This window comes from Streptomyces sp. AC550_RSS872 (genome assembly GCF_019049285.1).
GTDB lineage: Bacteria > Actinomycetota > Actinomycetes > Streptomycetales > Streptomycetaceae > Streptomyces.
On sequence record NZ_JAGMUL010000128.1, the window covers coordinates 168,722 to 188,600 of the forward strand.

Here is a 19,879-nt window from a genome sequence, read left to right on the forward strand (position 1 = left end):
CGCCAAATTTGGACAAACGGTCCGGACTGGAAAGCGTTTTCTCTCGCAATGCCGGAGCGGTGCGACCGGTAAGTCCTGTTTTGGCGGGCTATCTTGAGTCGTTCGAGATTGACTGGTTCTCGCCTCCCGGAAACGTAAGACACCACTCGACTGAGCTGACCCGGATTGTGTGGCGGCCCTGAAGCCAGGCATGATCGCCTCGGTAGATGGGAGAACACACAGGGAAGCCTTGCGGCAATGGGTCCGTCAGGCCGAGGGCCGCCCGGGGCGAGCGGCCTGACCGGTCGCCGCGCTGAAAGACCTCAGTGGCTGCGGGCGACCCGGATGGCGGTGCGCAGCAATGCACTCACCGTCACCCCGGACGGAGACTTCCGACGATCACGTCGCATACCAGTTGCGATGCGCCGCACCTACCCGACAGATCGAGATCACCTACCTGGCGCTCCGTCACACCCAGCTCAATGGGCGCGTTCGCCGTTCGAAGGACCTGGTGGGCCTCAACCAGGAGATATGGGGGACTGCTCGCCCTCTCCCGGGCCCTGCGCTCGGTCATGGTGACCGCGGTGGAGACACTGCCCGGCTGCGATCCCGACCGGGCCGGCTTCACCGTCGCCCTGGAAGCCGCCCGTGACACCGTGGTCAGCCGCTCCGACCTGGTGGAACACATCGGCGCCCGCGATCTGCACGCCCTGCCGCCCGGGCGCCGGATGGGACGGTCCGCCCGCATCGTGAAGTACGGAAGCTCCCGTTACACCCTCTGGAACCGCGACGGCCGTCCGCGCGACAGCACCTCTGTCACCGCCGTTGAGATCGCCCGGCACCCGACAGTCCTGCCCAGCACGCAGGACCCGAGCCGGGCCTCTCCGGCCGTTGGGGCCAGGTCTGCCGGCTCTTGGCCGCGAACTCCCGCCCAGTCCATGCCCGCACGGGACATCGCACGGGATCTCGGGCTGCCCGCCTCTGCCCTGGAGCCAGGCCGGCACCGGCAGCAGCGGCCGGGCCTGGACCACTTCGGCTGAACCCGGGGTAGGTGCGGGCCGCCGCAGTAACGTCACCGCAGGAACCCCCGTACGTCCTCCCAGCCTGCGGCGACATCCGCCTCAAGCTGGTTGAGTCGTGCCGTGACCACTTGGTCGAACCCGTCCATGAAGAACTCGTCACCGGCGTGCGGCGATATCCGGAGGTCGTCGTTCACGAACCGCTCGACGACCTCCGCCAGGGAGGTGCCCGGTCCCACCCGGCCTGCGATGTAGCGGTCCGCTCCGTTGAGACTCGGGAACCCCGCCTCTCGGTACAGGTAGACGTCACCCAGCAGGTCGACCTGGACCGACACCTGGGGATGCACGGACGGGCGCATTGTCCGGGGCCTGATCCTCAGCAGTTCGGCGTCTGCGCCGGTCTTCAGGCTGTGCAGCGCGTAGCCGTAGTCGACGTTCAGCGTGGGGGCCCGCCGGCTTACCCGCTCCTCGAAGGCGAACAGCCCTTCCTGGAGCTCAGTGCGTTCGGCCTCGGACAACCTACCGTCTGCCCGCCCGCTGTAGTCTTCGCGTACGTTCAGGAAGTCCACCGGTCGGTCTGGCGCCGCCTCGTTCAGTTCGGCGATGAAGTCCGCAAGGTCGAGCAGGCGGTGGACGCGCCCGGGCAGCACGATGTAGCTGAATCCGACCCGTATCGGATTCTCCCGCTCGGACCGTAGCTGCTGGAAACGGAGCAGATTGGCGCGGACCCTTCTGAAGGAGGCGCGCTTGCCCGTGGTCTCCTCGTACTCCTCGTCATTGAGCCCGTACAGCGATGTGCGCACCGCGTACAGATCCCACACCCCGGATTGCGTGGCCAGTGTCCGCTCGGTGAGTGCGAACGAGTTGGTGTACATGGTCGGACGCAGGCCTCGGACCGCCGCACGACTGCTGAGCGCGCCCAACCCCGGGTTCGTCAGAGGCTCCAGGCCCCCGGAGAAGTACATGGCATACGGGTTGTCGGCCGGTATCTCGTCGATGACGGACTCGAACATCTTGTTGCCGGACTCCAGCTCCGACGAATCGTAGCGAGCGCCGGTGACACGGACGCAGAAGTGGCAACGGAACATGCAGCTCGGCCCCGGGTACAGGCCCACGCTGTAAGGGAAGACCGGCTTGCGGGCCAGGACCGAGTCGAAGACTCCCCGCTGTTCCAGAGGTAGCAGGGTGTTCTGCCAGTACTTGCCGGCCGGCCCGGTCTCCACAGCGTGACGCAGCTCCGGGACGAGGCCGAAGAGGTCGAGGAGTCGGCTGAAGGAAGCCCGGTTGACGTCCAGCAACCGGCGTACGTCCTCAAGAGGACTGAAGGGGTGGTTCCCGTAATGCTGGGCCAGCCGGACGAGTTGGCGGGCGACCGTCTCGGCCTCATCGAGTCCGACGTGGCCGCCGGCACTCAGGTCGCGGCGCACCGCGTTGACCGCTGCCGCCAGGTTGGCGCCGGGGCGAGCGCAGTTCGCGACCTGATCGGCTGAGGCGGGGGCTGTAGATGTCATCCTTCATGTCCAATCCTAGGCGTCAGGCTCGGCAACTTGATGGTCCTCACCAACTCCTGTCGGCGATGGAACACCCCGTACGCGTCCATGTCGTCGTTGGCCGCGACCACGCGCAGTACGAGCACCGCCTCGGCGCCCTCCAGCCCCCACCACCCTGATCAATTTGATCGGTGACCAGGTGCCCTGCGCCCCCTCGATCACGGCATCGGCGATCGGTCATCCTCTGGCCAACGCCGCCAGGTAGTCCAGGTAGTGCCTCTTGCCCTTCGGGTAGTGCACCGCCTCCGTGATCGGCCTGCACTGACCGCCCGTCAGTCCGGCCTCATCGGGGACCTGGCCGACATCGCGGCGTCCCGGGCGGCCGGCCGCCCTCGCCCTACCCGCCGTGATCGCCAGTCCGGACCGACGCGGCCACCCCGAACCGGTCCTGCCCGCCGACGGTGCCGCCGAGCCACCCAAGACCCTTCGGACGGATCGCCCTGGCCGTCACCGAGGCCTACACCTGGCGACGCCGCCACCCGGCCCCCTCACGGGAAGATCGCGCGGCCATCCTTGATAGCCGCATACACGACCTGGAGCAACGCAGGGGACTCTGCAATCAGCGCTGAATCAATATCATTCAGCAATTTCGCCGCCCGAGCGGCGAACTCGCGGCGATGCTGTTCACTCGCATCGACCAATTCATCAAAGAACAATGGGAGTTCCTCATCGAGGACGTTTCTGTCATAGGCATTCAGAAACGAACTTCCCGAGTCGGATTTCCATTCTTTCAGGAAAGCCCGGATCACGTCGATCGAAGAGAATCGGTCAAGCATGGCCGGGATTGTTCGGTGCTGCGTGATGGAAGGCTCTCCGGCCTCCCTGATTCGCCAGTAATAGACCGTTTGCGAGACGACGTCGACCGCTTTTGCCATGTAGTGCAAGGGGATTGTTACAGGGCTGTCGTGGTACAGCAGGCCCTCAGGGAATAGAAGGTTACTATTTTCCCAGAAGGTACGCCGGTAAACCTTATTCCACACCGTACGGTCTACAGCGAGCTCCGGAATCTCGGAGATGTGGGTCCGTGTCCGAGATTTCCGAAAGATAGGCGCATACTTCTCGAACTGGAAGGAACCTGACGAGTTGAAACGGAAGGCATTTCCCGTGGAGAAATCCGAGCCACTCTCTTCCAGGGACGCCACTAGGACGGAGTAAGCGTCACTGGGGAGCAGATCATCGGCATCGGCGAAAGCTATGTAACTACTACGAGGGTCACTGTGAGCCAATCCCACGTTCCGAGCAGAGGAGGGCCCCCTGTTCGTCGGCTGCCGAAGGAGCCGAAATCGCGCATCCCGACGGGCGAACTCGTCAGCAATTTCAGGGCTGTTATCGGTGGATCCGTCATCCACCAAGATGACTTCCATGTCACCGAATTCCTGCGCAGCGACGGATTCGAGGCATTCCACCAAATATGGATACGAGTTGTAGAGTGGAATGATCACGGAGAGCTTGGGAGGCATACCGCTCCTTTAGTGGGTCTCTTCCGGTGGTCGGGCAGCGTGACCGGCGGCGTGGTCACCTAGGCTTCGAAGCCGTCCCACCACTGGTCCGCGTTCTCGGCGCCCGTAGCGCTTCCAGGTGAGCCTGTGTGCCAGGCGTCGGCGGCCAGCGCCCACTTACCGCTGTCCGGGACCTGGCCCCACACCGGTTTTCCGCGCCGGTCTCCTCGATGCCGACCGCCGACGTCTCCTAGGGCTCGCAGGGCCAGGTGGTGCCCAGGTCACGGCCGGCCTGCACGACGGTGCGTCCGCCGTCGGTTCCGCCCGGCCCAGCTTGACGCGCAGGTCCGCGGTCAGCCTCGCCCCGGCGGGAATCTGGGCGGCGGCCTCGGTGAACGAGGTGCGCGCGCAGGCCGGCTCGGTGCGGTACCAGCGCCACTTGTGCCGGCGCAGCCGCATCTGCCCTCCCCCGTACGGGAGTTGACGCGGGGCGGTGATACGTCGGCCCTTGCGCTCCGTGGCGAAGGTTCCGCAGGCCGGGCACGCCCGCGCGGCGGGGCCCCGACCCGACAGCGGTCACGCACAGCCATGACATTCACCGTCGCCCCGCCCCTTGAGACACAACGGGCTGGCGAGTCCATGCCTCGGCCGACCGGGGGAGATCTGGAACACGGTCGCAGATCACATACCTGTGTGGAGTCATGACGAATCTACGGCCTCTGATTCCGTCAAGTACGAGCCGATGGACTTCCTTGACCGTCAGACTCCTGCCGCCCAGCACCAGGAATGCCGTGATCCTCCGCTGTGCTGCGCCCTCCGCACCCTCCAGCACCACTTCGACGTCACATGGTGAAAGACAGTCGACCAGCATCTGCCGCACTTCCGAAAGGTCGACCCAGCATCCGTCTACATACTCCAACCCGTCCTGCATGCGGGCATCGATGAGATTCCTGACTTCCTGTAGTACTCCGTCTGCTCCCGGTCCGTCATCGGCGGCGACGCTCAGAAAGAGACGCTCGAGACATGAGAGGAGATTGGACAGAACACTCGAAGGAAAGAAGGCGGTGTCCCCCCAGAGCGATATCACCAGCTGCTCTGAGACGGACCACACGTCTATGTAGAATTTTCCCGACTCCCAGACCTCGACACCCCCCCTCTTCCGGATCCTGGTGGAATTCAGTGCTTCCGACGAGGTATCGCGCACCGCACCCGAAGAGTCCTTTTGGGCGTGCAGGTTTATGAAGCACTCAAGGTCTGGATCCACCCCCAGGTCGTGGACCATCGACTCTTCGAGAACGGACAGTCTGTCCGGATGGCCTGGCCCGAGGAGGTAAGCTCGCATGGTGGTCTGCCATGTTTTCGTGGCCACCTCGCGGAAGGACAGGTTGCCCACTTCCACACTTATCGGGACCACCTGGTAGAAATTCCCCGCGGAGAACCGGCTGGCTTCGCTACGGCGATTCGCGCAGAAAAGACGGAAGGTTGCCAGATCAGTGTTACTGATCGCACCGAGGAGAATAGAGAGCGCCGCGATGACCACGGTATTTGGGGTCGTCCGATCCCTCTGAGAAATCTGTTCAATAGCCTTTGCAGCAGCCCGGGACTCCATCATGATCTCAGGGAAACGCGGTGACTCTGCCGCTCCTGTGGAGACAGGAAATCTGTCGTTGGGAAAACGCTTGAGATGCAAGGCCCAAAATTTCTCTACCCGCCGCGAGGCCGATTCGCCATTGACGCGTTCCCAATCAGACTGTTCTCGCGGCTGTATGACCGGCCTGCGCAATACCGATTCTCTCCGGTCGGAGGCCGGTGAGGCCAGGTCGACCAGTTCACGGCACAATACATCCTTACCCCAGCCGTCCGACGCCATATGGGAAAGGCACAGCGCCACCCACTGAACCTCCCCTGCCGACACAAGAACAGCGACACGCAAAGGCCACTCAACCTCGGTGAAAGGGACCGCTCTCATCTCCGCAAGGATGCTCGCGGCCTCTTTCTCCGTCGCGCACTCCCGGATGTCCAGCGGCAGCTTTCCACTGCGGTGAACGGCCTGTCGGTAGACACCGGAAGAATCCAAGATTATCCGGGTCCGCAGAGCTTCGTGTCGCTCGATCAGCAATTTGAGGGCCGCTGCTACATCGTCGACCCTGGTTGCACCGTCGACGTGCGCCAATCCGCCCAGGTTCATTTGTGAGAAATACGGCGCCGCCTGCTCCATCCAGAAGCAAACCTGCTGCTGGCTCCAAGTGAGATCGTATGTTCCGGAGCCGTCTCCGTGGAAAGAAATGAAACGGCGCGTCCGGTTCGCTCTCTCCATACCCGACATCAACGTCGTGTCATGCCAGGCACTGCGGTGTACGGGTGGCGATAGATTCCGAAAGGAAGATCACTGCCTTCGAGGATGATCGGCTCGACAGGCGAATTTCCGCCGAAATATTCATCACATGCCTGCTTGACCCCCGGTAGACCATTCCACACCCCGGGATTGGCAGCGACATCCGCGTAATCATCGATGATCAATATTCCGCCGGGTGCCATACGCGGCACACAGTATTTGAGGCTGGTCATTATAGAACCATAGAAATCCCCGTCGAGGTAGCCGAAGGCTATGGGCTCAGGAAGCTCGACAGGGAGCGTCTCGTCGAACCATCCGGGATGAATGGTCGGCAGCTTTTTGCCCCAGGTGTTGTATGCGCTCACAACATCTTCTGGAGAGGCCGCAAGGTCGCCTTCTTGAACATGATCGGAGTCGCATGGATCGGGCGTCGGCAAGCCTTGGAAGGAATCATAGACATGGATCTCACGAGCCGTGTCACCAAGGGTGTCCAGTACCGTGCGCACCCAGACGGACATGGCACCCCGGTGGCAACCAAGCTCTACGAAGGCTCCTTGTACCCCACTCTCCACGACGTGCCGAACATGGGGAGTGATGGCAGTGATGCGATCACCCGATATCGTGCCTGAATGCTCATCGAGTAGCCAAGCACGCAATTTCTGAAGCTCTTCCATCAACTGCCCCCAGGCCGATCGTGTGCTGTTGGGTTTCCCTTGACAAGCTTCGCTCAACGAGTCTTTCTTCCAGCTTCCCAGCGAGGGAAAGGTATTCTTCCGAGTGAAATCATGCAACTGCCACCATGGCAGGCGCGCAATGTGGGGAATGGTTTCCATGTCTGGCCCGAAAAATGGAGCCAGCTCCAATCGCTGATATGAAAGCTGCAACAGTGCACTTCCATTAGGACGATACTTCAGTGACGGATCTCGGGCAAACATCGGTGGCAGACATTCATCCCTGCGGAAGATCCGCCACGACTTCAGTCGTGCGACACCGAGTTCGACCGGTGCCCGGGCTGCGGACGGCCCGCGGTTGACGGCTTGACGCCCTGACATTCGCTTCGTTCACCCCGTGCCGGCAGTGATTGCGGGAGTAGTCGGCCCGGCTGTCGCCGACCCGGGCGCGCGGTCGGCGAGCAGGCTCCCGCAACGGCACAGGGGCCTCATGTGCTGCGGACACCGCTCCCCTCACCTGATCAGTGGCCATGCTGAAAGAGATCAGTTGCTGTCAGAAGAGCACGAAGTCGTCTGCCGTACTCAACGGCCGGACCCTCCCGTCGAGCCCCACTCGCCCGTTCAACTGACTGGAACTGACACTTGAACGCCGCACTTTGCGGCGGTCTGAGCCAGTGCGGGCAGGCCGCGTCCGCCCGCGCGGCCTGCGGGTATCCCTGCCCTGGCCGAGCGCGGGCGGGCGACGGCAGCCGAGTCGATGCCGGCCGGCGGCCGCCAGGCGGTCGCCGTCGCCGTCGCCGTCGCCGTCGCCGTCGGTGAGTATGACCGGGAGATCGACCGCGATGCTGCCGGGGACGTGCCCGGTGCCACGCGGTCGCAGCCGACGTAGGGCATCCGTGCAGGCGCTCGCGCCGTGACCGTCGGCCGACACGACGAGCTTTGGACGCGATCGGGTGGGGTGCACGCAGAAAGCGGGACTCGGACACCGCCGCAAGTGAAACGCGCAGGTTAGACGTAGACCCGCTGCGCGTGGTCGCGCACCTGCTCCACCAGCGCCGCGTTGCGCAGTGAGCACTCCGCGAGCCCGTCGAGCCGGTCACCGGTCCGCACGGCCCGGGCGAAGTCCCGTACGACGTTGCGGAACTGGTCGTCCGCCGGAAGGGTCCGCTCCTCGCGGTGGTCCTGCCGCTCCAGGCGGAGCACGGGCTGGTAGGACTCCGGCGGGGTGAACACCCGGTCCAGCGACAGCCGGCCGCGGCTGCCCGACAGTTCGTAGGACGTGCGGTAGGAGTGCTCCATCCCGAAGTTCAGCTGGGCGGTGACACCGTCGTCCGGGCGGAAGAGCTGAACCGAGCCGGAGACGGCGATGTCGCGCTCCCGGTCGATCCGCAGCACCGCTCCCCCAAGTTCGAGGTCGGGGCCGAGGAAGCGCATCGCGGCGCGGATTGGGTAAACGCCGATGTCGACGAGCGCGCCGCCGCCGGTCTCGGCGGAGTTGCGGATGTCGTCCGCCGGTTTCGGCGGGATCGTGAAGGCGCTGGAGAAGCCGCGCATCTCGCCGATCGCGCCGCCGGCCACGAGTTCGTCCACAGCGGCGTGCTGCGAGTGGTGCAGAAACATGAAGTTCTCCAGGAGCACCAGCCCCCGGGCGCGTGCGAGGGCCACCAACTGCCGCGTCCGGTGTTCCTCGGTGGTCAGCGGTTTCTCGGCGAACACGTGCTTGCCCGCCGCCAAGGCCCGACCGACCCAGTCAGCGTGCAGCATCGCCGGCAGCGGGACGTAGACGGCGTCGATGTCGTCGCGCGCGAGGAGCGCCTCGTATCCCTCGACGGGCACGCAGCCGAACCGGTCGGCGAAGCGCTCGGCCTTCACCGACTGCCTGCTGGCGACGGCTACGAGGCCGACGGTCTCCTCCGCGACCATCGCGGGTAGGGTGCGCCGCCAGGCGATGTCCGCGCAGCCGATCACTCCGAAGCGCACGGGCCGGTTGTGTCCGACCGGGCTCGTCACAGCGCGCTCCTGTGCTCCGGAGTGCCCTTCGCGGACGCCAGGGCCTGTTCGCAGCTCGGCAGCAGGCCCCTCGAGGGCCTTCGCGCCGGCGTCCGCGACGTCGTTCGGCCCGATGGCGCCGGGGGCGAGCCCGATGCCCACACCGACCGGTTGTCGCCGAGGTACATGACGAAGTCGTCGGCGGCGAGGTAGCCCCGGGCGATCAGCGCGGCGTGGGCTGGGCCCAGCGGGAGGCGGCGCCGAACGCGGCCGACTACTCGGCCGCCGTGGCATGGACCGCCCACGCGCGGTCCCGCCGCCGTTCCGCCAGGGCGGGGGCCGCGATTCCCGCGAGATGGAGAATACGCGTGGGCCTGAATTCCTCGAGCACGCGATTCAGTCGAGGTGACATCAGCGGACATCAATTTACCGTGATCACCTTTGCAGGATTTTCCACCGTTTCCCGGTTCGTGGCGCCCGTATTCCTCAGGAGCCCGGATACGAGACCGGCCAGCCGGCCGCACGCTCCGGTGCCGAGCCAGCGTTGTGAAAGACGTCACATCACACCTCGGAATTCCGATCCGCCCTCTTCTTGAGCGGTTCCCACCAGTCCCGGTTGTCGCGGTACCAGGCGACAGTCTCGGCGAGTCCGCGGGCGAAGTCCTTGGTGGGCCGGTAGCCCAGGCCCGTGTGCAGCTTCGACCAGTCAAGGGCGTAGCGCCGGTCGTGGCCCTTGCGGTCCGCGACGTGCTCGACCATGTCCCAGCCCGTCCCACACGCCTGGAGCAGCAGGCCGGTCAGCTCCTTGTTGCTCAGCTGGGTGCCGCCGCCGATGTGGTAGATCTCGCCGGCGGTGCCGTGCTGCCGGACGCGTTCGATCCCCTGGATGTGGTCGTCGACGTGCAGCCAGTCCCGGACGTTGCCGCCGTCGCCGTAGAGCGGGATCTTCTGACCGTCCAGCAGGTTGGTGACGAACAGGGGGATGACCTTCTCGGGGAACTGGTGGGGCCCGTAGTTGTTCGAGCACCGGGTCACCCGGACGTCCAGGCCGTGGGTGCGGTGGTAGGCCAGGGCGAGCAGGTCGCTGGACGCCTTGGCCGCCGCGTACGGGGAGTTGGGGACGAGCGGCCAGTCCTCGGTCCAGGCACCGGAGTCGATCGAGCCGTACACCTCGTCGGTGGAGATGTGCACGAAGGCGCGGACACCGTGGCGCAGCGCCGCGTCCAGGAGCACCTGTGTGCCCACGACGTTGCTGGTCACGAACGCGGCGGAGCCGGTGATCGACCGGTCGACGTGAGTCTCGGCGGCGAAGTGCACGACCTGGTCGTGACCGGCCATGAGCTCGCCGACCAGCTCCGCGTCGCAGACGTCACCGTGTACGAAGGCGAGGCGGGCGTGGCCCGCGACCGCGTCGAGGTTGGTGAGCGACCCGGCGTAGGTGAGCTTGTCCAGGACCGTGAGGTGGACGTCGGCCGGTCCACCGGGGCCGAGGAGGGTGCGCACATAGTGCGAGCCGATGAACCCCGCGCCTCCGGTGACCAGGATGCGGGTGCCGGGTGCGGATGCCGGGGACGTCATGACGGCATCTGCACACTGCCGTGGTCTCCGATGATCAGCCGGTGGGTGGCCGGCACCCGCGGCGCGAGGGTGACCTTCACGTTGCGGCCGATCAGCGAGGCTTCCACGCGGCGCACGCCCACGAAGGACGAGTCGCCCAGCACGATCGAGAACTCGATCTCGCTGTCGTGGATGAGGCAGTTCTCCGCGATGGACGTGGAGGGCCCTATGTAGGAGTTCTCCACGACCGTGCCGGGGCCGATGGTCACGGGACCTACGATGCGGGACCGGCGGACCTCCGCCCCGGCGCCTATGCGCACCCGGCCGATGATCTCGCTGTGCTCGTCGACGTGGCCCTCGACCCGGCTCTCCATCCGTTCCAGGAGCGTGCAGTTGACCTCCAGCATGTCCGCGACGTTCCCGGTGTCCTTCCAGTAGCCACTGATCACCGTGGAGCGCACGTCGTGGCCCGCGTCGATGAGCCACTGGACGGCGTCGGTGATCTCCAGCTCGCCGCGCCCGGAGGGCGAGATGGCCCGGACGGCCTCGTGCACGAGCGGGGTGAACAGGTACACCCCGGCCACGGCGAGGTCACTGGTGGGGTGCTGCGGCTTCTCCTCCAGCGCGGAGACCCGCCCGTCGTCGTCCAGGACCGCCACGCCGAAGGCCGAGGGGTTGGCGACCTTGGTGAGCAGAATGCGCGCGTCGGGGCGTTCCTCGCGGAACTCCTCGACCACGCCCGTGATGCCGTCGAAGACGAAGTTGTCGCCGAGGTACATGACGAAGTCGTCGTCGGCGAGGTAGTCCCGGGCGATCAGCACGGCGTGGGCGAGTCCCAGGGGCGCCTCCTGCCGCAGGTAGGTGACATCGAGACCGAAGTCCGAGCCGTCGCCGACGGCTTCGCGGATCTCCCGCTCGCTCTCACCGACGATGATGCCGGTCTCGGTGATCCCCGCGGCGGCCAGGGCCTCCAGCCCGTAGAAGAGAATGGGCTTGTTGGCCACGGGCACGAGTTGCTTGGCTGACGTGTGGGTGATGGGGCGCAGCCGCGTGCCCGATCCACCCGCCAGGACGAGAGCTTTCATGGCGTCCTCACAGCTCCCACGCGCCGTCGGCGCCGCAGTGGCCGAAGTCCCGACCCCACTGCCAGGTCGGCTTCTCCAAAGTCAACCCGGGCACGGCCATGCCGCGCTGTTCCACGATCTCCCGGGGATTGGGTCATGTACGCGACCCGGGCCAGGTCCGCAAGCTCGATGATGCCCGCCTCGTCCGCGGCCCGGCGGGCCACATCCTGCGTGTGCTCCGGCATCTTCATCAGCGTCATCGCCTCCTTCGGCGGGTTCCCGCGGCAGTGCTGGAACCGGGCACCGAACTGGCGGCTCTCAGCGCCATCTCCTGCGCCGGCATCTCACCGGCCACGGCGCCGCCGTGTTCGTGCGGCTCGATCTCGTCGGCGGAGTAGGGGCCCTGCGCGACCGTGCTAGCCACGGTCACCGTGGGAGGGAAATAGGACCCGAGGCCATCGATGAACATGTCTGCTGTACGCATGAAAACCGCTCCTGAAACCGCGTGTTCCCGGCTTCCCAGGGACAGTGGCTATTCGGTCCGGTGAACGGATGACGTGGCTGGAAGGGGGGCGACGATCGCATCGTGACGCAGAGGCCGGTTACGGCGTTCGGCCGCAGTATTCCGGACCGCTACCGGCACCGGATGGTGCGGGAGAAATGTGCCGTGCTCCGGGTGCGGTACGCGATCACCGTAGCAGGAGACGGCCCAATTCAGCGCCGGGCGGCAAGGGAGTAGGAGCCGCGTGACACGAGACGGGAAAGGCGCCGGACCGACTGGAGAATTCCCCGGTCGACCCGACCTCAAGCGGATCGCGCGGGTGATGCGCAGTATCGTCCTGGCAGGCGTGCGGCTGTGTCGCCGGCACCGCACCACTGCGGCGGACCCGGCCGCGGCGAACGCCCCGGACTTCGTTGGACGACTGTCCGCCCCGCGAACTCCTCGTCGGTACCGGACAGTTCATGGTGACGTGTTCGCCTTGAGCGGGGCCTTCGACCTCCCCCGACCCGGGGTGGCGGCCGAGGGCCCGTCTCGTGTGCCCGTGCCTACTGGACCTGTGCGCCGGACAGCTCACACACGATGGCCCAGAGCTTCTCCGGGGTGGCGAACGACTGTGGCTGCACCAGGTCGTCGGGGATGGAGATCCCGTAGGCGTCCTCAATGCTCAGCATCAGTTGCACCATGGCCAGGGAATCCAGTCCGTGATCGGCGGTGGACAGGTCGGGCAGCAGGGGGTCGCCGGGGTCGAGCAGACGCAACGCATCGCGCATCAAGGACTCGAACCGCGCATCCCAGAGTGGTGTCATATCTTGTTGCTCACCTTTCGTGATCGTCGGGGGAAACAATGGGGCGCTCAGCCGGCCGTGACCGGTTCGAGGCCGGCGACAGCGCGGTAGTCGGTCTTCCCGTTGCGCGTCAGGGGCAGTTTCGTCAGTCTCACCCAGTGGGTGGGCAGGGGCGTTGGCAGACTCTCGCCGAGGAACTTCTCGAGCTCCTTGGGGGTGACGTCGTCGGCAGGGACGTAGTGAACCCTCAGCCGATGCGATTCCTCTACGGCCTCGACGGTGACCGCGCACTCCGCCACGGAGGGGTGCCGCCGGAGTACCGACTCGACCTCGTCCAGCTCGACCCGCACACCCCGGATCTTGACCTGTCGGTCCACCCTGCCGACGTAGTACAGGACGCCGTCTTCAACGTACGCCAGGTCACCCGTGCGATAGAGCCTCCGGGTGGGCGAGCCGGGGTCGACGTCGTCGTGGAAGAAGGCGGCGGTCCGAGCCGCCGCTCCAGCGTCGACGTACCCGGCACCGACCGGCAGCCCTCCGACGAACAACTCCCCCACCTCCCCGGGGGAGGCCGGACGCCAGGCCGATTCCTCCTCAACGAACACATGGAGAGCCGTGTTGGCGACGGGCCGTCCCACAGGCAGCCGAGCACGCTGCGTGTCGGCGTGCCGCACCACGTGCTGGGCCACGTCGTCTGAGCATTCGCTCATGCCGTACGCGTTCATCAACCGGGCGCCGGGCAAGGTGCCGAGTACACCCGCGGCAAGGTGTGGACGCAGCTCCTCGCCGGTCGCGATCAACCATCGGAGTCTCGGCAACGGGTCGTCGGCGTCCTGCCTGCGGAGCTCGTCCACGACGAGGGCGATCATCGTGGGCACCATTTGGGCCATCGTCACCCGGTGCTCGTCGAGTGCCTTCAGCAACCGGCGCGGGTACACCGTCGTGAAGTCGTCGATGACAGCCACCGCCGCGCCCGCCGACAGAGCCGCCAGCATCTGCCACACGGACACGACGTACGTCGGCGGCGCGGTGAAGGCCACCACGTCGTCGGAGACGATGCCGAGCGTCTCGACCATGTGACGGAGGTGGTTCGCCATGCCCTGGTGCTCGACGACGGCGCCTTTGGGCGTGCCCGTGCTGCCCGACGTGTAGATGATGTATCGGGCCTGGCGGTCTGCGTCGTGCGGCCGGCCCCGGGGAGCCGGGGACGGCTCCAGCGCTGCCGCCCGCGCCATCTCCAGGAGTTCGACATCCGTCTCGGCAACGGCCCGGGCCAGCGTCGGCTCGGGTGCCCAGGAGCCCGTTCCCACCCTGCCGTCGTGCACGAGGACGTACGCACATTGCGTCTGGCTGAAGATGCGGACCAGGCGATCCGTCGGCCAGGTCGGGTCCACCGGGACATAGGTGGCGCCGAGGCTCTCCAGAGCCAGGAAGGCGACGGCACTGTTCAGGCCCCGGGGCCCCGACACGGCGACCCGATCGCCGGGTGCGCAAGCTCGCTCCAGCAGAAGAGTGCGCAACCGGGCCACTGCTTCGTGTAGTTGCCGGTACGTCGTCCTGGTGCCGCCTTCGATGAAGGCCATCTGATCGGGCCTGTCGCGGGCATGGGCGTGAACGGCGTCGGACACCAACGGTGCCGGTCGCGGCACCGGGCCGGGGCGGACCAGGGCCCGGCCGGCCGCGGTGGCAGTCACGTCGGGCGACATCGCGAGCTGTGCCGGGGCTGCTTCCTGTGCGTGACTGGTCATGGAATCCCCCTTCTGCATAGGTTCCGTAAAAGGCGGACCGGTTCGGAGAGCAGGCTGGAGTACAACTCCTGGAAGGCGTCGGTGAAGGACCCGCTGTAGAGGTGGGGTGCGGGTCCGCGGAAGGGACTTCTGCGATCAAGCGGTGAGGCAGTGTCCTGCCTGGCAGCGGGCTTGATGGTGCCGTGCGCCCGCTCGATCACGCCCGTGGCGATCGGCCACCTCCTGGCCAGCGCCGCCAGGTAGTCCCGGTAGGGCCTCTTGCCCTTCGGGTAGTTCACCGCCTCCGTGATCGGCTTGCGCTGACCGCCCGTCAGTCCGGCCTCGTCGGCCCTGTCCGATCTCGGCCGGCGTCTTATCCAGTCGCCCGGACGGGATGCCCAACAGCGCCGCACGACGGCGAAATTCCAGTAGCCGGCACACGATCACACACCAGCGCGCGCCATGGCAAACACCTGCGCCACGTCGCCGACACCCCTTATCCGGCTCGTCGACCTTCGAGTTGAGGCCGGAACGGAAAACCCAGCGGTGTGCAAGTAGAGAATCTGCGCAGTTGCACATGACCGCCTGCCTCATCAAGGTCCATTCAGCAGCGGGCCGTCTGCCCCAGCAAGGCCCGCAGCAGCGTGGTTGCCCACCTCGGATCCATGCGAACCTTGCCAGGACACGCCAGCCGGTGATCACCGCCGGGTCGGCGTCGGTGCCACCCCCTTGAGGCATGCCGTGCGCGCCGAACCGTAAGCAAATCGAGGAGCTATTTATCGACGGCTCCCCGACTGGGGCGAGCCACACACATGAACGAGTGAGGCTAGACTTCCGCACCCAGATAAACATCGAGGCATACACGGCCGGCGTAGGTAGCGACGCCAGCGATGGGAAACGAGGCTGCCTGGCGCACCGTCATGTTCGATGAGCAGTATTTGACAATGGAGGGGGAGTTCGCTGTGCGGCCCGCCATCAATGCCGCTGAGGCGGTTCAGAAGCTGCTGCGCATACCGTCTGCATACCGGCAGTTCAGTGTCGGCGCCGACATTGCCCACAAGCAGTACGGGGTGAATGAGGAGCTGCTCGAGGAGCTGCTCGATCTAGGTTTGCCACACACGGGATCCTCCACCAAGATAACGTTCGATCCGCTCGACCTGGAGAACCTCTCCATTGACTTGCGTCTACCAACTGTCTACTGGCGGTCGAATCGGTGGTGGTCAAAGTATCTCGGTGAGGTCAAACAGTCGGCTGGCGGTCTGGAACTCCGGTTCACCGCCACTTGCCCGCAGCCTGGGCATGAAGGGGACTGCGCCTTCACATTGATCCCCCGGCCCGAGGGCGCTTCCTTGACACCGCCGCAACGGCACGGTGACTCTGCGGTCTTCTGCATTCGGGTGGATTCTCCGGTCGGGTTTCACGATTTCGGCAACTCGATAGACCCAGTGATAGCAGAGGCTCGGACTCTGGAATTCCATAAGTTCCGGAAAGATCTTTCGTACGACACCGGGTTCGTAAGGGAAACGCGTCTCGCCAACTGCCTTTCTGCTGCGTTCTATCTCGTCGAGGTGGCGTGCAATAATGGCCTGGTTGCCCGTCCCGCGGCCGGGCTACTAATGGCACCGCCGCTGTCCGCCTGGCACGCGTGGATTGAGTTTCCGATTGACGGATCTTGGACTGCGGCCGATCCCTTCTTCCTGAATACCCTGCAGTGCTGGGGGGTGATCGATCCAGTGGAGTGGCCTTTGTCGGTCTCACCCGGGCCGGCCTTCTTCCACCTCGACGCCACCGACTCGCTTAACTCACCGCTCGTCCTGCACGGGAACATCCCCGCCGACTGCAGTATGACGGTGAGCCGCCAAGGCTCACCCGTTCTTGCGGTGGGGCCGAAGCGGCTGGGCTGGATGTAATGCCCAAGCCCATTGAAATCGAGGAACCGCCTCGGGCCGGATAGAAGCACGGGCAGTCGCTTCGCGTCCTCGGGGCGGGTGCGCAGGTGCTGGCGCCGTGCGGCAACGACGCGGGGGCTGGGCCCCGTCCAACACGGTGCGAGGGATTTGGCGGTGACCATGGCCGCGGTGGAGCGCTGAAGGGAGCCTTCCAGGTGCCGGCCCCGTGGGTACGGGCGGCGCGTTCGGCCACGGTGGCCGGTAGGACGTCCGCATCGGTGCGTGGGACCGGGCCGGCGTGGTGGACGGCGAAGACGGTCGCCATCCGCCGACCGGACGGGATCATGTGCACGCCGGTCGCGTCGCAGCTGAGCACCAGCAGCCGGTCTCCCTCGTTGCCGACGGCCGGGCGGGGACGGACACGTCCTGGCGGCAGAAGGCCGGGATGTGGGCGGCGATGCGACACGCGATGTCCATCAGCTGCCGAGCACCGAGCCGCTGCATCGGCTGCAATGGGATGTCGGATGGCAGCCTTCCGACGGGGCGCGCGTCATGCTTCACCGGAGACGCAAAACAGTTGTGGAGAGCCGGATGACCGAGAAACCGTCATGTCCGGTTCGGCGGGAGATCGCGCGGAAACAACATTCGCACTTACGGCGAGCACCTCTCCGCGCGGCCGACCCAACCGGTTGGATCCACATTGCCTCGATCGACAGCCTCGCCAGGTGCATAGCCCGCTTCCGCTCAAGGCCGGGATCGATATGGACGTGGCAATGTCCTAATCAGGGCGTCACCATGGATTCCACCCGCTCGTTGACCCTGTGGGTTACCTCGTGCCCCCGCTCCAGGGTGAACCGTACGATGTCGCAGACCCGGCGGATGTCCTCGCGGGAGACGGTGGGTCCGGTGGGCAAGGCGAGTACCTTCTGCGCCAGCTGCTCGGTGTGCGGCAGGGTGACCGGCTGCTCCGAGCGGTAGGGCTCCATCTCGTGGCATCCAGGGGAGAAGTACCGCTGGCACATCACCTTCTCCGACTTGAGCACGTCGTCCAGCAAGTCTCGGTGGACTCCGGTCACCGCGGCGTCGATTTCCACGATCAGGTAATGGTAGTTATTGCGCTCGGCAGGGTTGAAGTCGACGATCTTCAGCCCGGCGAGGCCAGCAAGCTCCGATTGATAGCTGTCGTAGTTGGCCTTGTTCTGACAAACCGTTTCCTCGAAGGCATCGAGTGAGGTCAGGCCCATCGCGGCGGCAGCCTCGGTCATCTTCCCGTTGATGCCCGCCTCCGTCGACACGCGCCCCTGCGCGAATCCGAAGTTGTGTATTGCGCGGATACGCTTGGCCAGCTCCTCGTCATCGGTCACCACCGCGCCGCCCTCGAACGAGTTGACCACCTTGGTGGCGTGAAAGCTGAACACCTCCGCCTGCCCGAACCCACCGATCGGCAGTCCTCCCGATGTGCAGCCGAGGCCGTGTGCGGCATCGTAGAACAGCTTGACGTCGTGGGCGGCCGCGACCTTCGCAAACTGGTCGACCGCGCAGGGACGGCCCCACAGGTGGACCGGGACGATAGCACTGGTGCGGGGGGTTATCGCCGCCTCGACCAGTGCGGGGTCCATGCAGCCGGTAGTCGGGTCAATGTCACAGAAGACCGGTGTCAGGCCCAGCCAGCGGAACGCGTGGGCAGTCGCCGGGAAAGTCAGCGACGGCATGATGATCTCGCCGGACAAATCCGCGGCGCGAGCCAGGAGTTGTAGGGCAGTGGTCGCATTGCAGGTCGACACGCAATACCGGACTCCGGCCAGCTCTGCTACTCGCTGCTCGAACTCCCGCGCCAGCGGTCCGCCGTTGGTGAGCCACTGGTGGTCCAGCGCCCAGTTCACGCGATCGAAGAATCGAGCTCGGTCACCGACGTTGGGCCGCCCCACGAAAAGCGTTTGCAGGAATGCCGAAGAACCGCCGAATATGGCGAGGTCGCCTATATTCCGTTTCATAGTCATGCCTCCCGGTATATCCGACAAGATGGGCGACCCCGTCCATCAGCGCGCCTGGAGCATGCCGATGAGGACGAAGCCGAGGCAGGACGGCCGGGTACGGAGCCGGCCGTCCACGGGGGTACTCAGGACCGTTTCGCTCAGCTGGTCTCAGAGAAGACAAAGGAGAACTCGGCTGGCTCAGCCTGGAGTTGGTACTGCGGCAGCACGCCCGGACCGCAGGAGGCGGTGCCGATGCCATGCAGGGCGTGATCGAAGTTCACCCAGACCGTGTCGCCGGGCGCGAGGTCGGTGAGGTGGGTGGCCGTGTCCAACTGTTCGGTGGTCCAGCGCCGTGCGGTGAACCAGAACTCCGGATCGCCCTCGATCCTGAGCCCGCCGAGCTCCACCCAGCGGACGTCGGCACTGGCGCCGTTCTCCTGCGGGCGGACGTACGGCGTCTGGAGCTCGTCGACGGTGGAGTGCCAGCGGCCGATCATGGACGCCGACCGAGTGTCAGGGTAGGCCTCGCCGGGGCCGCCGCCGAACCACTTGATCTGGTCCGCCTGCCCGAGCCCGAACCGGATGCCGAGCCGGGGCAGCGGGACGGGCCACTCGCCCTGCGGCGTCACGGACACGGTCAGCTTCAGCCGCTCACCGTCGGAGGTCCAGCGGTACACGATCGCGAGACCGAACTCCCAGGCGGCGGGGGCCACTCGGGCCCGCACGGTCAACGTGTCGTCGCCGATCTCCACGCCGTCGAGCCGGTGCCGCATGCGGTGCAGTCCGTACTTGCGCCACAGTGTGGCCCAGCGGGTGTCGGTCTGCCACTCGGCGCCCTCGTCGTTGTCGGTGGTGGCCCGCCACACGTCCAGCCGCGGCGCGGTCACCTCGACACCGCCGATGCTCTTCAGCGCACCGGTGCGGGCGTCGAAGGAGGCTGGGCCCAGATTGATCAGCCCATCGCCCACCACGGGGCGTTCGGTGGCCCTCAGGGACGGCAGCAGCCGTGCGGCGACCGGGACCTGGCCCCACGCCACGACATGGCCCTTCGGTCCCCACACCGTCCCGTCCGCGAGCAGCGCCCGTACGGTCCACTGCGCCTCGTCGGCCGGCCCGTGCGCGGGCGGCTGCGGCAGCTTGACGTCGGCCGACTCGCCGGGGGCGAGGTCCGGCACCGCCAGGGTGCCCGACACGACCGTCTCGCCGTCCACCTGGTACGACCACTCGAACGCGAGCGCCGACAGGTCGGCGAAGTCGTACTTGTTCGTCACGCGTACGGTGCCGTCCGCGCCGTCGCCGTCGATCCGGACCGGCTCGATGACCTTCTTGTACTCGACGAGCCCGGGGGAGGGCCGCCGGTCCGGGAAGATCAGGCCGTCGCAGACGAAGTTGCCGTC

General features: G+C 66.0%; 15 protein-coding genes and 1 pseudogene. 2 read left to right on the forward strand and 14 right to left on the reverse strand.

The window, feature by feature from the left end:
• The first annotated feature begins 563 nt into the window (after positions 1-563).
• Positions 564-1,019, forward strand: coding sequence for a hypothetical protein (locus tag KUM44_RS35775; protein WP_217213916.1), 456 nt, complete (start codon positions 564-566; stop codon positions 1,017-1,019).
• A 32-nt stretch (positions 1,020-1,051) separates the two neighbouring features.
• Here the strand turns inward: KUM44_RS35775 and desII are convergent, their stop codons facing one another.
• From desII to KUM44_RS35835, 12 genes and pseudogenes are all read right to left on the reverse strand, one after another.
• The gene (gene desII / locus KUM44_RS35780; protein WP_217213917.1) at positions 1,052-2,509 is read right to left on the reverse strand and encodes a dTDP-4-amino-4,6-dideoxy-D-glucose ammonia-lyase; all 1,458 of its coding nucleotides are present in this window, start codon (positions 2,507-2,509) and stop codon (positions 1,052-1,054) included.
• A 527-nt stretch (positions 2,510-3,036) separates the two neighbouring features.
• The gene (locus KUM44_RS35785; protein WP_217213918.1) at positions 3,037-4,008 is read right to left on the reverse strand and encodes a glycosyltransferase family 2 protein; all 972 of its coding nucleotides are present in this window, start codon (positions 4,006-4,008) and stop codon (positions 3,037-3,039) included.
• A gap of 574 nt (positions 4,009-4,582) precedes the next feature.
• The gene (locus KUM44_RS35790; protein WP_217213919.1) at positions 4,583-6,304 is read right to left on the reverse strand and encodes a condensation domain-containing protein; all 1,722 of its coding nucleotides are present in this window, start codon (positions 6,302-6,304) and stop codon (positions 4,583-4,585) included.
• A gap of 8 nt (positions 6,305-6,312) precedes the next feature.
• Positions 6,313-7,206 (reverse strand): TylF/MycF/NovP-related O-methyltransferase, encoded by an 894-nt coding sequence (locus tag KUM44_RS35795; RefSeq protein ID WP_254390618.1) that lies wholly within the window; start codon positions 7,204-7,206, stop codon positions 6,313-6,315.
• Positions 7,207-7,260: 54 nt separating this feature from the next.
• Positions 7,261-7,344, reverse strand: a pseudogene (locus KUM44_RS35800) (IS5/IS1182 family transposase); the annotation flags it as partial.
• Positions 7,345-8,001: 657 nt separating this feature from the next.
• Positions 8,002-9,003: a Gfo/Idh/MocA family protein gene (locus tag KUM44_RS35805; protein ID WP_217213920.1), complete on the reverse strand. Its 1,002-nt coding sequence runs from the start codon at positions 9,001-9,003 to the stop codon at positions 8,002-8,004.
• A 540-nt stretch (positions 9,004-9,543) separates the two neighbouring features.
• Positions 9,544-10,560 carry a dTDP-glucose 4,6-dehydratase gene (gene rfbB / locus KUM44_RS35810; protein ID WP_217213921.1) on the reverse strand — a complete coding sequence of 339 codons (1,017 nt, stop codon included), beginning with the start codon at positions 10,558-10,560 and terminating at the stop codon, positions 9,544-9,546.
• On the reverse strand, positions 10,557-11,624 hold the full coding sequence (locus KUM44_RS35815) for a glucose-1-phosphate thymidylyltransferase (RefSeq protein WP_217213922.1): 1,068 nt from the start codon (positions 11,622-11,624) through the stop codon (positions 10,557-10,559). Before KUM44_RS35815 ends, rfbB begins: the two co-directional genes overlap by 4 nt.
• Before the next feature lie 235 nt (positions 11,625-11,859).
• Entirely contained in the window at positions 11,860-12,087 is a 228-nt protein-coding gene (locus KUM44_RS35820) for a hypothetical protein (protein WP_217213923.1), read from the reverse strand.
• 563 nt (positions 12,088-12,650) lie between these two features.
• Entirely contained in the window at positions 12,651-12,911 is a 261-nt protein-coding gene (locus tag KUM44_RS35825; protein WP_217213924.1) for a phosphopantetheine-binding protein, read from the reverse strand.
• Between the two features lie 47 nt (positions 12,912-12,958).
• Positions 12,959-14,638 (reverse strand): amino acid adenylation domain-containing protein, encoded by a 1,680-nt coding sequence (locus KUM44_RS35830; protein ID WP_254390591.1) that lies wholly within the window; start codon positions 14,636-14,638, stop codon positions 12,959-12,961.
• Positions 14,635-14,916 carry a hypothetical protein gene (locus tag KUM44_RS35835; protein ID WP_217213926.1) on the reverse strand — a complete coding sequence of 94 codons (282 nt, stop codon included), beginning with the start codon at positions 14,914-14,916 and terminating at the stop codon, positions 14,635-14,637. The genes KUM44_RS35830 and KUM44_RS35835 overlap by 4 nt, the downstream gene beginning before the upstream one ends.
• A gap of 591 nt (positions 14,917-15,507) precedes the next feature.
• Between KUM44_RS35835 and KUM44_RS35840 the strand changes: the two genes are divergently transcribed.
• Positions 15,508-16,527 carry a transglutaminase domain-containing protein gene (locus KUM44_RS35840; RefSeq protein ID WP_217213927.1) on the forward strand — a complete coding sequence of 340 codons (1,020 nt, stop codon included), beginning with the start codon at positions 15,508-15,510 and terminating at the stop codon, positions 16,525-16,527.
• A gap of 761 nt (positions 16,528-17,288) precedes the next feature.
• Here the strand turns inward: KUM44_RS35840 and KUM44_RS35845 are convergent.
• Both KUM44_RS35845 and KUM44_RS35850 read right to left on the reverse strand, forming a co-directional pair.
• On the reverse strand, positions 17,289-18,506 hold the full coding sequence (locus KUM44_RS35845) for a dTDP-4-dehydro-6-deoxyglucose aminotransferase (RefSeq protein WP_254390592.1): 1,218 nt from the start codon (positions 18,504-18,506) through the stop codon (positions 17,289-17,291).
• 134 nt (positions 18,507-18,640) lie between these two features.
• The coding region (locus KUM44_RS35850) for a beta-galactosidase domain 4-containing protein (RefSeq protein WP_217213928.1) at positions 18,641-19,879 on the reverse strand (1,239 nt) is incomplete at its 5' end.